Below are 12,602 nucleotides of genomic sequence, written 5' to 3'. Positions count from 1 at the left end.
CTCAGTCGCATGAGGGCTTTCTATCCTGCCCTCATGACAGATCAGACCCAGACCCCCGACCGCGCTCCCGAGACCGATGTTTCGGATCGGGAGCTTCTTCAGCACCTTCTCACCCGCTCTGACGAACAGGGCGAGGAGATCCGGTTCATCAGCGAAAAGCTGAGTATCCTGATCGAGCTTCTGACTCCTTCAGAGAAGGGAGACGGCCCGACACTGGACGACATTCTTGCGCGCCTGGTCGAGCTGATGAAGGATCAGGAGCCGGTCATCAGGCGCATCGACCACACGACCGCTAGAAACAACGACCTCCTTGAAGGCCGTAAGGTTCGTCCGAAGGCAGAGGACGGCCGCACGCCATGATGACCTTCCGCAAGATTTCGGCGGAGTGTAACGGCAAGTTCGTGGCCGCATACTTCACCGAGGGCGCACCGGATCCGGAGCACGATTTCCGCACGGATACCGGCAAGGTGCCTGACGGCGACGGTCAGCGCCTCACGAATTACTACCTCGGCCGTGATGGCCGGGCCTCGTTTAATCCGGGCATGAGCCAGCAGATGGCGGACGTACTCGGCGTGGATCGGCGCGCCATGCCCACGACCGAAACACTTGCGGCCCTGTTCGAGGGCAAGCGCGCTGACAATGGCGATCAATGGTCTCAGGCAAAGCGAAAGATCAGCGCCTATGATCTGACCATGGCCCCGCACAAGTCGGTCACGCTGGCTGCCGAGTTCGCGCCCACGCAGGCCGAAGGGGCCGCCATCTGGAACGCTGTGCAACGGGCCAACGACGCGACCATGCAGTATGTGGCCCGCGAGCTTGGCTTTGCCCGACGTGGCCACGGTGGGGAAGACGGAGAAGAAGCCGGGGAGGTCGCCTGGACGTCCTACCGTCACCGCACGTCGCGCCCGACCCTGACCCTGCATGATGCCGAGACCGATACCACCTATCTGCGTGAGGCCCCGACCGGGGGCGATCCGCAGATGCACATCCATAACTCGCTCTACAATGTGGTTGTGACAGAGAGCGGTCATGTGGGCTCGCTGGACACCAAGCGCCTGCGCTCTCGCGTGCATGAGTTTGGAGCCTTCTTCCAGGCGGAACTGGCGGATGAGCTGCGCAAACTCGGGATTGCGCAGTCCTACGACGCCAAGGAGCAGGCGACCGTTATCTCCGCCGTTCCGCAGGAGGCCTGTGACGCTTTTTCCAGCCGCACGGCCGAGGTGACGCGATCCGCTCGGGCCTATGCCGAGAAGGAGGGGCACGACTGGAATACCATGACGGCCGAGCTGAAAAACAAGATGCTCAAGGCCGCCAGTCTGGCGCACAGGCAGAAGAAGAATGAATCCGCTGACGACGTTCAGGCCTGGCGCGAACGGGCCGCCGCGATTGGCTGGGAGCATCACAGCGTCATGGGCACGGCTGAGGCCACGGAGGTATCTGTCGCGGACCGGCATGAGCAGGCCTATGTGTTCGCGGCCAAGCATCTGGGAAAGGAATTTGAGACGGCAGCCGTTCTCGATCATGACAAGCTGAGGATGTACGCCGCTCGCGGCCTCATCGGAGCGGGCATCCCCGGGGGCATTGAAGACATCGACCAGGTCGTCAAACTGATCGAGGACAAAGGCCTTGAGGTTCGGGGCGAACAGGTCAGCCTTGTGTCGTGCGTGAAGAATGACCGGGTCCGCGTGACGAACACGGCACAGATCCGTGTCGAGGAGACCCTTGCCAAGGAGGCCGTTCGGGCCTCCGCAGATCGCAGTGCTTCCCTCTCGGACGCCCAACTCACAGAGGCCATCGCGCGATGCGACCTCGATTTCGACAACGAACACGGCCAGTCCCAGAAGGCGGCGATCTACGCCCTGGGGAAGGCCGGAAAGATTTCGATGCTCACGGGTGTTGCCGGCTCTGGCAAGACAACGCTGCTTCAGCCGCTCGTGGATGCCTGGAAGCGGGATACCCGGTTCTCGGAGAAGGGCCGTGAGATCATCGGCCTTGCGACGGCCTGGCGACAGGCCGATGCGCTTGGTGATGCCGGGATCCATCAGCGCTACGCCATGATGCCCTTCCTCAGCCGCCTTGAGAAAGGCGAGCAGGCCGTGGACGAGAACACGGTTCTGGTCATTGACGAGGTCGGCCAGATCGCACCGCGCCAGATGCTTCAGCTTCTGGAGCTGCAACGCGCGAGCGGCTGCACCATCAAGGCCTTGGGCGACCGGGAGCAGGCTCAATCCATTGAGGCCGGTGATACTGTCGAGATCCTACGCAGGGTTCTGGCCAAGGAGGATATGCCGGAGCTGCTGTCCACGGTCCGCCAGACAACGGCCCGCAATCGTGAGATCGCCGGACTGTTTCGTGGCGAGAAGCCGAGTGCGGATGCACTGGAGGCGCGTCGCCCCAAAGGGAAGGCCGCCTACGCCAACCGGGATCAGGAAAACTGGGATAATCCCCGCAACGCCTTTCACTTTGAGGAAGTCCGCCGCGCTATCGACATGAAGCGCGAGGACGGCACGATCCGGCTAGTCGGCGGCGATCAGGATGAGGTTCTGCAAAAGATTGCCGAGCTTTATGTCACGCGCCGTGACGCGCTGGCTGCGTCCGGATCAAAGCGCGGGATCAGCATGTCGGCGCTGACCAACCAGGACGCGGCCGACCTCAGCCGCGCCGTGCGCAGGATCCTGCAGGAGCGTGGCGAAATCTCCCGCGATGAGGTCAATCTCGATGCGGTCGATCAGCGCGGCGAAACCTATGAGCTTCAGGTCGCTGCCGGCGATAAGCTGCGCCTGTTCCGGCGCACCTGGGGGGTGGTCCAAGGGACAGGGACCACCGTTGGCAACAATGGGGATGTCGTGGAGGTTGTCTCGCACGGCAAGGATGGCCTGAAAGTCCGGACGAAGGACGGACGGGAGGCGGATGTTGAATGGCGTCGGCTGAAGGAGCACAAGACCGGCCGGATCCTGCTAGGCTTCGGTCATGCCATGACCATTGATGCCGCCCAGGGCCTTACCTCAGACGAACATATCAACGCACTTCCGCGAGGCGTGGCAACGGCAACCGGGTTTACATCCTACGTGGCCGAAAGCCGGGCCAAGGGCACGACCTGGACCATGATCTCAGACGGCGCGACGTTTGAGGCCGTGCGCAACGGGCGCGCGCTCGGTGATACGACGGAGATCACCAGCGACGATCTGTGGAATCATGTGGCCAAGGGTATGTCCAATAAGCCCTACAAGGCGCTTGGCATGGATCTGCCCTTCACGTCGCAGGAGGAACGGGAAAAGCACGTTCAGGAGCTGATCCGTCTCGGCAAGATGCAGGAGGAAATGGCGCAGGAGGGCCGGGATTATGGGCGCGAGGTTGCCAGCCGCGTGCAGGCGATAACATTGAAGAAGGCCGCTTTGCCTAAGCTGAAGGAATTGGATCAGAAAATTGAAAATATTCTGCGAGGAGAAATTGTTGCAGAAAGGGAACAAGATTTGCGTAGTCAAAGGATTCAGTCAGTATTAAATTTGACATTAGGCATGTGACTTCCTCTATTTCGTCCCTATCTCACGTACTTTTCTATCCACTTTCCCAAGTGAGGAAAAAGCGGATGATCGCGGATCATCTCGACCGTAATGTCGCTTCGACTAGCGTGCGCCTTCCTTTGAAGGTCTCGCGCTAGCATATGCCACTCGTAATCTCGTAATGGCTGGCCAGAAATCACTTCGTGATGAAATTTTGGCCGTTTTTTGAGCTTTAGGAGAGAAAAGTCTAAGTGGATAGATGAGGGGTGTTTGCCGTAATGGCAGATTGATTTGGATATCTTCCCACCCTCTGAAAAATAATCTTCTGATTCGAAGAAAGATATTGCTGGTTGTTCTCTTTTTGAGGTTTCTGCTAATATCTGTATATCTTTATCAATTAGTTTTTCATTAAAGTAGAAATTCTGATGAGAGTTTGATGCAATAACTTTGTTTATTTTAATTATATCACTATTCTTATTTAGGAATACGGATCCATTTTCATGATCTAAATGATAAACTGAAGAATCTTGTACGAGTATACAAATATTTGGAGATATTGGAAGAAGAGATTGAAATCCAGCCTTAGCGATTCCTGTTATCTGATCGTATTCGCTACGGTGGAGAAATAGATTTGTTTCCACTACGGGATCGTCGGAGATAATGAAAGGAGTTTTTGTTTTATTTATAAGTAAATATTGCGAAAGATCAAATAAATATATCCAGTCGTGTATATGATTATGTAATGATATTACAGGAGAGTTTTTTATGATAGGTGAGGGGCGTTCTTGTTCATCCGCATCCAGAAAGTACCTTATAACCTTTTTTGCTGACCCCTCATATAATTTCCTGGTGTCATTGGATGACACGTAAGTTCGCGATTTCTGTATAGAAAACATTTGGAGTACATTAATTACATTACTAATGCCGATCATTTTATCTATTATAATATCTTTTGTAATTTTCGTCCAAAACCCTTCTAAAGACATTAAAGAGCGCTCGACTGCTAAGTTTCGTCCATAGAAATAAGGTTTCGAACACTGACCATCAATGGAGGATTGAGGAATTAATCTAGATGATTTTTTGTTGTATTGATTTATACTTCGTTCGTCATTGTTTGCACTGAATCTACGAAGCAGAAATTTTGGAACATAATGTTGGTTTTTATTTTCGGCCATGCCCAATAACTCAATGCACTTCGGAGATAAACGACAAGATTTCATCCCTACTATAACACGGGACGCTTTTTTGTCCCGTGTTCGCTGGTGGGTTATGCGTGAATTCCTTCCCCTACTCTACGGAATGCAGTCAAGATTTCCTTGTCGCTACCCCCTTTCGCTCTGGGTGTGTTGGCCGGAAGGGCACGGAGCTGATCACGTGTCGCCAGAACGAGCACAGCACGGCGACGAGGCGTTCGGCCTGTCCGACTGCCCACAAGACGCTCCAGTTGCTCAATCTGCCCCAGAAACGCCCCATCCATGGGTTGCGCAGGCACAAGGCTTTCGTCCTTATTGTCGTCGCGCTGGAAGCGGCCCCAGGCCAGCATCCCCGCGAACGGCGTGTTGCCTTCTCCATGACCGTGAGCTGAGGTGGTCCGCAGGTAAGTCGTCAGATCGGTCAGGCTTGTACTGACATCGCCCATGAGGGCCTTGCTGTCCCGATGGTTTTCATTCGCAATCCTGCCAATCAGGGCAGCGACCGCTGGCGGGAAGGCCGAGCTGGCCGTCTCGATCTGGAAGTCGCCATTTTCCAGCGTTTCGACAATGCCCCAGGTCTCGGCATCCGGATCCACACCATGGCCGGTCTTGGGAGACGGCAGCATGACCGGACGGGCGCGTCGTACTTCGCCTGAGCGTCCATTGTTGTCGGCAAAGAAGGTCTTGGAATGAATGACCCGGCCGCCGAACATCGTGACGGCCTCACCCTCGATCAGGCTTTGCAGGTCGTTCCAGGGCAGACGGGAGACCTCGCGGACCTCAGCGCCTGAGCCGTTGTAATATCCGTAGCCATCGTTCTCCACGCGGGTTGCCTGTGTGACTTCCACCTTGTCGGCCTGCTGCTCCAGCCACTCACGGGTCTTCATGGCATCCTGAAGCCGCAGTGCATGGGTCAGGTTCGCGTTGCCGAGAAGGGAGAAGGCCTTTTCGCCAATCCGGGCCGTCAGGCCGGGCAGATCCTGGAACGAGATCCAGAACATGCAGTTCAGGCCACGGCCCATGGCGAGCATCCGGTCCATGCCGTCCGTCACATAGGCGGCCAGCTCATCGAAGAAGATCTGGAATGGCGCATCACCGGCACCGGCCTTCAGCTTGAACACTTCGCTGGCAGAGCCGTGCAGCTTCGCACCGAGGAGTTGGGCCATCACACCGCGCAGCGAGGCCACGACGATTTTGCCCAAGCCTGCCAGACTGTCTGACGAGTTTTCCAAAGACGGCAGGATGACGATCAGGATGCGGCGGTTCAGCACTACATCGCGCATGATGATGTCGGCCGTCTCGGCGCTGAAGATATGCCCGAGGCTGACGCCAAGCTGGGTGAAGACGCGCGAGAAATACATCTTGGCATAGCCGTGCTGCTCGGACGGCTTGTTTTCCTTCTGCGCGTTCCATTCCAGAGAGGAATCATAGCCGGGCAGTTCGCCGAGATACGCCTGAAGCGGCCACAGCACATCGTCCGGAATGTCTTCGACCCTGCGCTCGATGGCCTGATTGGATCCGGGATTGCGGATAAGGAAGACCTTGTGCCGCGCAAGAGTGCCGATCCAGCGCAGGTCGGTGGCATAGCGGATCGCGTCGATATTGATGGGGATGCCATGTGTGTCGCGCATCCAGACGAGGGCCGGAACCACTGTGCCGATGAGGCCGACAGCACGGTCACGAAAGACGCCGTTGGAATCATTGGCCGACTGCTCGCCAAGCTGGCTGACCAGCATTTCGCGGATGGCATCCGCGTTTCCCGTGGCAAACGGATTGAACGTGTTGGAATCCCGCGTGCCGGAGGCGGCGAGAAAGTTCAGCGCCAGCACCTGGTCATCGAGCCCGAACCGCCGTGCGAGTGCCAGCACATCGCCATAAACTGTGTTGTCGCCCTTGGCGTCCACAAGGATGCAGCCGGAACCATGGGCGAGGGCGTTCGTCATCAACGAGACAATGGCCGTGGTCTTGCCGGAGCCGGTGGTGCCCGGAATGGCAGCGTGCTGACGGGCCGCGTCCGAAGACATCCAGAGCTGGCGACGGGTGCGCGCTTCTGTGCCGAGATAAAGAATACCGTTGGCCTGGCGGGCCTTACGATCCTTAGGATTGAGATCGTTCGCATCCTTCAGCCCGCTGTAGCGCGGCATATGGAGCGGAAGACGCTCGGGCCGTAGGACAACCCAGGCTGCCACGGCAGGCGCCGCGAGGATCAGCGCTCCATCAAGCGCAGGCACGAACCAGCCCAGACCGACCGCCACGAACCCAAGCCATCCGGCCAGAGGAGAGCGAAGCTCTTCTTTCGCCTTTGTCCAGAACGGGCGCGTGTCGCGGTATGTCTTCCCCCGCTCGACCTGCTGATGGCCAAGCGGTGCGCCAATCTTGCGAGCCGTCATGGCCTTAGTTCTCCAGACCGAACGGCGAGCCAGCCTGTGCGGGTGTGGACGGCGGCATTTCCACATGGGCGGGCTGATGCAGGGCCTTCAGGATTTGCTGTGGTGCCGTGGGGGCCGGAGCTTGCGGCTGCGTCTCCAGCGGGCCGCTGGAGGGTAACGGCGGAAGAGGCGCGGACTCTGGCATCGCAGGTGCTGACGCGCGCAGGCCGCCAAAGGTGAGCAACAGACCCGCGCAGACGGCGGCTGTCGCGGCAACCGGCAGAAAGCGGCGGATCCTGCGGGCCGGAGTGGCCTGAGGTCCAACCGGGGCGATCTCGGCCTGAGGGGCCGCGACAGGCAGGGCTTGCGAGAAATGAAGATGGATCGGGGCCGTGCTGCCCTCCTCGATGTCGAGCGTGAGGGGTGCGTTCTGGCCATGCTGGAGAATGATGCGGGTCATGAAATTGTCCTTCAGGCGGAGCGGAGCGTGGAAAGGGCGCGATCAAGCACCGGGATGTAGAGGGGGCGACGCAGGCGCTGTTCCTCGGACCAGTGGGCGCGGGCGCCAGCGGCTTCGATCCGGGGATTGGGATGCACGTCTTCGTTGGGGTTTTCGCTCGGGTAACCCAGGGAGTGCAGGGCGTACCAAAGCGGCCGGTCGATCAGCTTGACGATGGCGAAGGCAGGCGGCGCCAGCACGCCAGCTTCAAAACGGGCATCGCACAGAAGCGTCATGAGGGCGGTCGTGGTCCATCCGTGACGGTCACAGCTCTGCGCGATCGTGGCCTGCATATCGGGATCTGCAAGAAAGTCCTGCGCGGTCTTCAAAACGTCTGCGGGCACCTTCAGACTGACCTTCGGGCCGGTATCGCCATCAAGTCCTGCGTCTGCCAGACCTTCAGACAGTTGACCGAGCAGGGTCATGGCCTCATCGCGACGCTTGAGTTTGTGCAGCGCAAAGGCCGCAAAGAGCACCTGAGCCGCAGGTGGCGTCGCGACGGGGCCGGCTGTTGTGTAGTGCGGGCCGAGCTGACGCTCGAAAGCCTCCTGCGCGCAGACCTCACTGAAACTGCCATCAGCGGCCGTGGCAAAGCGGCTGCGCCACTCGTCGGCCGTCAGAGCCGGATCGGCCGGAAGAGGTGCCCCGGTGGACGGCGCAACAAGCCGGGTGATGCGGCGCTTGGCAAACCCGCGCAGGGTCGGAAACATTTTTGCCTGCACGGCAATCAGGCCTTCGAGATCGAGGACGGCCCGCAGCGCCTTGTTCTCCCCGAAGAAGAGGCACAGGCCCGCGCAGATCCCACCGACTAGGACCGCAACCCACCGAAGTTGCATCCCGACGATGGACAGGCCGTAATAGAGCTGAATCAGACGAATGGATGCCGGATGGTGCAGGGCCTGTTGAAGCTGGATATTCAGGTGGGCCAGCTCTGGCGTACTCGGCAGGATGCCGATCTGCCAAGTCAGGGCCTCACAGTAAAAGCGGCTGATTTCGGTGTGGAATGTTGACCAGACCATATAGGCCAGGACAACCATGCCCAACAGCGCAACACCGGCCAGCATCAGGGTGATTTCCCCTGACGAGCGCGTGCCTGAGGACCGCGAAGCTGTGCCACTCATGCCGGGTCTCCTTGATGGCTGGTGCGGATCAGGGTCTGGGACATCTCGTAAAAGCGCTTCAGGTAGGCCGTGCCAAAGCGGGGCGTATGGGAGTGATAGCCTGCCACGGCCTGCCAGAGGTCGCCCCGGGCCTTGGTCATTTCCTGACCGAGGATCCAGCCGCCCGCTTCAAGATTGGCGCAGGAATTGTTCCGCAACGCCGCGTAGGCGCGGGACGGGGTGGTGTGCCAGTGGCGCGCAATCTCGGGAACATGGATTGTGTTGACCTGCATGGGGCCAAGGTCGGACGTCCCGTTCGTATTCTGCACGGCCTGACCGGGATGGCCGCCTTCGACATAAAGCAGGACCAGCATGACACCCGTCGGCACATGCGCGTTATGAGCGGACTCCTTCATGCAGGCCGCGATCTGGCGTCCGCCGTCGTCTTCGGCCAAGGCAGCCGGGGCCGTCATGAGGGCCGCGAGGGCCAACGGAAAGAAAAGACGGGTTTTCATGCGGCCTGCTCCTTCTGGACGGAGACAGGCTGAAGACGCGTCATACTGGCCTGCCAGAGGCCCGTCAGATCACAGAGATTGATTTGACCGTTCTGAACCGGGAGCGCGTCCAGCACATCGAGCAGGCAGAGCAGGACGGTGACCAATGACTGCGCGCCATGGTCGATGACAGTCACGCCGAGGGCGGCTTCAGGATCATCGACCAGCTTCAGGCCAAAGCCGTGTTGCGTCATTTCAAACCACAACGCCTCGGCGGTGATCAGGAAGGCTGGTAGGAAACCGCTGCTGGACGCCGCGACCGTGCTGGCGCAGGGGGTCGAGTTGGTGGCATCGCTCAACAGAACGCTGAGGCCCTTGCGGTCGATGGCCCTGACCAGAACGTCTGACAGCAGGCCGATAGCAGGAGAGGCCGTCATCCGTAGCGCCTCCGCTTCCAGGTCGGCCGACCGGACCGGACAGGGCCGGTGACAAGGCGGCGGACGGTTCTGAGGGCAGCCGGCAGCGTGAGACCAAAGAAGCTGATCGTTGCAAACAGGGCGGTCCCCAGAACGCCGATATACAGCGTCGTCCAGCTCCAGTACGTGACCGTCACAAGAAGCGGCAGACAGGCCCGGCCATCAAGGATAGCCAGGCGGACAGGTTGTGCGGTTGCGCGCCACATCAGGCGTCTCTCCTCCAGGCCTCATTGGCCGTCTGTTCGGTGATCAGGCCGTCTTCCAGGGCCTTGCGGATGGCGACCGCGTAGCTCTGGCCGTCGCTTTCGATGGCCTGAGCCACAAGATCGGGCCAAAGTTCGCTTTCGGTGCGCATGAGCTGACGGCGCAGATCCTGATGAAAGGTCAGGTATTCGCGCACCGCGACACGGCCGCCGCCGACCCGATCCAACAGACGCTGGTTGATGACGAAACGCAGCGACTGCGCCAGAGCGCTGACGAGATTGTCCCGCTCGGCCCGTGGGCACAGCGCGATGGAGCGCTGGATCATGAGGGGGCCGTTATCGGCATGGATGGTGGTGGAGAGCTTGCCGCCCGTGATGGCGCAGTTGATGGCCGCCTCCATGGTCGGGCCGTCACGACACTCGCCCAGCACCAGGTCCGAGTTTTCGCGGCGCATGGAGCCTTCGACAAACAGCGGCGGCGTCATGTTTGGCGGTCGGATCTCCGTCTGGGTGATCCGGTTGCCGTTGGGAGGCTTGAGGCTGTCGAAAAGGAACTCGATCGGCTGCTCGCCCGTGGAGATGTTGCATGAGACGGTCGGATCCATCAGCCGCTCGTGGATCAGCCCGAACTGCAACGTGGTCTTGCCCGATCCGGTCGATCCTCCCGTGAGCACCATGCCGCTTCTGAGCAGGTTCGTGTCGCGGATCTCCTGCTCGACGCGCTGCTCGTCCAGACTCTTCGGCAGGGTCGGGATCGGCCGCAGGACAAGATTCATGCCCGGGCCGCGCATGGTCTGCACGGGGAAGATGTTGATACGAAAGCGCAGGGACTCACGACGGTTGAGCGTCACGCTATAGGCCGTATCGAGCTGAAGGCTGATCAGGACGCGCGCCGAGCCGTCCGCGCCATAGACGTGATCCACGATCTGCTTGAGATCCAGCGATGTCGTGGGGTCCATGGTGGCGTAGCGGTTGCGGCCATGAACCGTGAGCGTGGCCCGATGTCCGGTCAGCAGGTCGATGCGCGACGCGCCGAGGCCATGTGCCCATTTCAAAAAGTCATCGAGACCGGGTGCATGTTTCCGGGCTTCAGCAACCCAAGGGTACTCGCGCTTCGCCCGCTCGTGTGCCCAGGTTTCGGTGTCGCGCAGTTTGAGGACGGCGCTCATCGGCAGTCCTCCGGATAGGCGACGCGAGTGCGGGCCTGGAGGCCGGGCTGTCCGGTGATGCGGATGACACGGTCACCAAGATGCAGACTGTCGCCGCCGCCCACGGCCTGACGGTTCTCGAAGACCACGCGTGGCTCTTCGACACGACCGGCCCGCAGAAGCACGCGATAGCGGGCCATGCCCGTGATGTCGCGCTGAAGACGGGAGAGATCGGACAGGTAGATCTCATCAGCCACCTTTTCTCCGGATGCCCAGCCTTCGGCCACCCAGTCGTTCCAGTGCCGCACTTCCTTGTCCGTGTGAGGCAGAGCGGATGAGGCCGGATGACGCGGCTTGTTCCAGGAGCGGACGAGATAGGTCCGCCAGTTCGGGGCGGCAGACGTGAGTTGCGCCTCTCGGGTAATCTCGAAGACGCAGCGGCTCTCATGAGCGATGGTGCCGGTATCGTTCAGGGCGAAGGCCATCTGCGCCTGACTGACGATCGGGGGCTGCATCAGCGTTTGACCATCACCGACCGGCAGGACGAAGGGGCGGAAATCGAACGTGGTGTCGAGAATTGGCTCGTTGTGGCGCAACATTTCGTTGATGGCGAAAGAGCGCGCCGCCTGTCCGCCCTGTGCCCCGTAGGTTAGCGCGGCCTGACGGATCTGCTCGCGTCGGCCCGGCTTGAGGTCGTCGCCGGCTTCATCGTTTGGTCGCGCGTCCTGCAAGGCTTCGAGAGACGGTGGGGCCTCACCGCCTGTGATGCGGTCGAGCTGAAGGGCGCCTGTGACCGGGGTGTTGGCAGGATTGCCGAGGGCCTCATCATTGGCGTTGATCTGATCCGCGCCCGGCTCAGGCGGGTTTGGCATGGAAACGAGCGTTCCGCTCCGGGCTGGCGGAGGAAGGGCGCTTGTGGACGGCATGATGGTGCTGGTGTCGGCCGCACCTGCGAGAGATGGGAATGCGAGGAAGGCAGCCGTTGCGAGGCCGCAGAGCAGGGCGCGATCAGCCATGGTACGTCACCGAGATTGCGTGGGAGAGGGGATCGACAGAGACGGTGGCCTGATCTCCCGCCTGCTCGCCGAGCGTGCGTAGGTGGTCGATCACAGGGGCCACGGCATTGATCTGGACAATGACCTTCCGATGCGTGCCGAACGCGGTCACGCTGTAGCCGATGTCTTTGCCGAGCTTGCGGACCGCAGGCTCAAGGGGGCCTTGCCAGACAAACCAGACCTGACGCTTGAGGTCAGCGGGAAGGCCGGGGTCTGGGGTCATGGGAGGCGGGGTCGGCCGCAATGTACCGAGCTGGGCCAGATCCGCGTCGGTCGTGGCAATGGCGCGTTGCAGCGCAAGTTCGGGATTGGCCATGCCTGTTGTCGCCACAGGCTCGGGCGGTTTGGTGGCGCAGGCCGAGAGGGCCAGCAGAAGAACGGGTGTCAGAAGATAGTGGTCTCGCATGGATCCCTCCAGATGTTGGAAGGATCATCACGGACCTATCTGCGACTTTCAGAAAAAACTTGGAGGCGTTTCATCACCACTCAGGGACAATTTTTGCGGTCCCTGATGGTTTTTGTGTTTCTTTTGTTGAACATATGTTTGACTATTATTTCTAGT

General features: G+C 59.9%; 12 protein-coding genes. 2 read left to right on the top strand and 10 right to left on the bottom strand.

Features of this window, described 5'->3' with window-relative positions; translation table 11 throughout:
- Nucleotides 1–9: 9 nt before the first annotated feature.
- Complete coding sequence (locus JK202_RS11710) at nucleotides 10–360, top strand: hypothetical protein (protein WP_211561281.1); 351 nt, start codon at nucleotides 10–12, stop codon at nucleotides 358–360.
- Entirely contained in the window at nucleotides 357–3,524 is a 3,168-nt protein-coding gene (gene mobF, locus JK202_RS11705) for a MobF family relaxase (protein ID WP_211561279.1), read from the top strand. Before JK202_RS11710 ends, mobF begins: the two co-directional genes overlap by 4 nt.
- A gap of 17 nt (nucleotides 3,525–3,541) precedes the next feature.
- On the opposite strand, the gene JK202_RS11700 is transcribed toward mobF, so the two are convergent.
- The 10 genes from JK202_RS11700 to JK202_RS11655 form a co-directional block, all read right to left on the bottom strand.
- Nucleotides 3,542–4,678, bottom strand: coding sequence for a DUF4238 domain-containing protein (locus JK202_RS11700; RefSeq protein ID WP_211561277.1), 1,137 nt, complete (start codon nucleotides 4,676–4,678; stop codon nucleotides 3,542–3,544).
- A 92-nt stretch (nucleotides 4,679–4,770) separates the two neighbouring features.
- Nucleotides 4,771–7,086: a type IV secretory system conjugative DNA transfer family protein gene (locus tag JK202_RS11695; protein WP_211561275.1), complete on the bottom strand. Its 2,316-nt coding sequence runs from the start codon at nucleotides 7,084–7,086 to the stop codon at nucleotides 4,771–4,773.
- Nucleotides 7,087–7,090: 4 nt separating this feature from the next.
- Complete coding sequence (locus JK202_RS11690; RefSeq protein ID WP_211561273.1) at nucleotides 7,091–7,525, bottom strand: hypothetical protein; 435 nt, start codon at nucleotides 7,523–7,525, stop codon at nucleotides 7,091–7,093.
- 11 nt (nucleotides 7,526–7,536) lie between these two features.
- Nucleotides 7,537–8,685, bottom strand: a complete 1,149-nt coding sequence (locus tag JK202_RS11685; RefSeq protein ID WP_211561271.1) for a hypothetical protein — start codon at nucleotides 8,683–8,685, stop codon at nucleotides 7,537–7,539.
- A complete protein-coding gene (locus JK202_RS11680) occupies nucleotides 8,682–9,179 on the bottom strand; it encodes a lytic transglycosylase domain-containing protein (RefSeq protein ID WP_211561269.1) in 498 nt (165 codons plus the stop codon). Before JK202_RS11680 ends, JK202_RS11685 begins: the two co-directional genes overlap by 4 nt.
- Nucleotides 9,176–9,595, bottom strand: coding sequence for a hypothetical protein (locus JK202_RS11675; protein WP_211561267.1), 420 nt, complete (start codon nucleotides 9,593–9,595; stop codon nucleotides 9,176–9,178). Before JK202_RS11675 ends, JK202_RS11680 begins: the two co-directional genes overlap by 4 nt.
- A complete protein-coding gene (gene icmT, locus JK202_RS11670; protein WP_211561265.1) occupies nucleotides 9,592–9,840 on the bottom strand; it encodes an IcmT/TraK family protein in 249 nt (82 codons plus the stop codon). The genes JK202_RS11675 and icmT overlap by 4 nt, the downstream gene beginning before the upstream one ends.
- A complete protein-coding gene (locus JK202_RS11665; protein WP_211561262.1) occupies nucleotides 9,840–11,006 on the bottom strand; it encodes a type IV pilus twitching motility protein PilT in 1,167 nt (388 codons plus the stop codon). Before JK202_RS11665 ends, icmT begins: the two co-directional genes overlap by 1 nt.
- A complete protein-coding gene (locus JK202_RS11660) occupies nucleotides 11,003–12,001 on the bottom strand; it encodes a type IV secretory system conjugative DNA transfer family protein (RefSeq protein ID WP_211561261.1) in 999 nt (332 codons plus the stop codon). The genes JK202_RS11665 and JK202_RS11660 overlap by 4 nt, the downstream gene beginning before the upstream one ends.
- Nucleotides 11,994–12,446, bottom strand: a complete 453-nt coding sequence (locus JK202_RS11655; RefSeq protein ID WP_211561259.1) for a DotD/TraH family lipoprotein — start codon at nucleotides 12,444–12,446, stop codon at nucleotides 11,994–11,996. Before JK202_RS11655 ends, JK202_RS11660 begins: the two co-directional genes overlap by 8 nt.
- Nucleotides 12,447–12,602: the final 156 nt, after the last annotated feature.

Source organism: Gluconobacter sp. Dm-62 (assembly GCF_018256155.1).
GTDB lineage: Bacteria > Pseudomonadota > Alphaproteobacteria > Acetobacterales > Acetobacteraceae > Gluconobacter.
The sequence above is the reverse complement of the archived record's forward strand: the minus strand, read 5'-3'. Positions and strand labels throughout refer to the sequence as shown.

What these genes read in the sequence shown, in the direction of transcription:
- JK202_RS11660 (WP_211561261.1), bottom strand. Translation starts at nt 12,001, where the DNA reads ATGGCTGATCGCGCCCTGCTCTGCGGCCTCGCAACGGCTGCCTTCCTC.
- JK202_RS11700 (WP_211561277.1), bottom strand. Translation starts at nt 4,678, where the DNA reads ATGGCCGAAAATAAAAACCAACATTATGTTCCAAAATTTCTGCTTCGT.
- JK202_RS11695 (WP_211561275.1), bottom strand. Translation starts at nt 7,086, where the DNA reads ATGACGGCTCGCAAGATTGGCGCACCGCTTGGCCATCAGCAGGTCGAG.
- JK202_RS11680 (WP_211561269.1), bottom strand. Translation starts at nt 9,179, where the DNA reads ATGAAAACCCGTCTTTTCTTTCCGTTGGCCCTCGCGGCCCTCATGACG.
- JK202_RS11685 (WP_211561271.1), bottom strand. Translation starts at nt 8,685, where the DNA reads ATGAGTGGCACAGCTTCGCGGTCCTCAGGCACGCGCTCGTCAGGGGAA.
- JK202_RS11690 (WP_211561273.1), bottom strand. Translation starts at nt 7,525, where the DNA reads ATGACCCGCATCATTCTCCAGCATGGCCAGAACGCACCCCTCACGCTC.
- icmT (WP_211561265.1), bottom strand. Translation starts at nt 9,840, where the DNA reads ATGTGGCGCGCAACCGCACAACCTGTCCGCCTGGCTATCCTTGATGGC.
- JK202_RS11655 (WP_211561259.1), bottom strand. Translation starts at nt 12,446, where the DNA reads ATGCGAGACCACTATCTTCTGACACCCGTTCTTCTGCTGGCCCTCTCG.
- JK202_RS11665 (WP_211561262.1), bottom strand. Translation starts at nt 11,006, where the DNA reads ATGAGCGCCGTCCTCAAACTGCGCGACACCGAAACCTGGGCACACGAG.
- JK202_RS11710 (WP_211561281.1), top strand. Translation starts at nt 10, where the DNA reads ATGAGGGCTTTCTATCCTGCCCTCATGACAGATCAGACCCAGACCCCC.
- mobF (WP_211561279.1), top strand. Translation starts at nt 357, where the DNA reads ATGATGACCTTCCGCAAGATTTCGGCGGAGTGTAACGGCAAGTTCGTG.
- JK202_RS11675 (WP_211561267.1), bottom strand. Translation starts at nt 9,595, where the DNA reads ATGACGGCCTCTCCTGCTATCGGCCTGCTGTCAGACGTTCTGGTCAGG.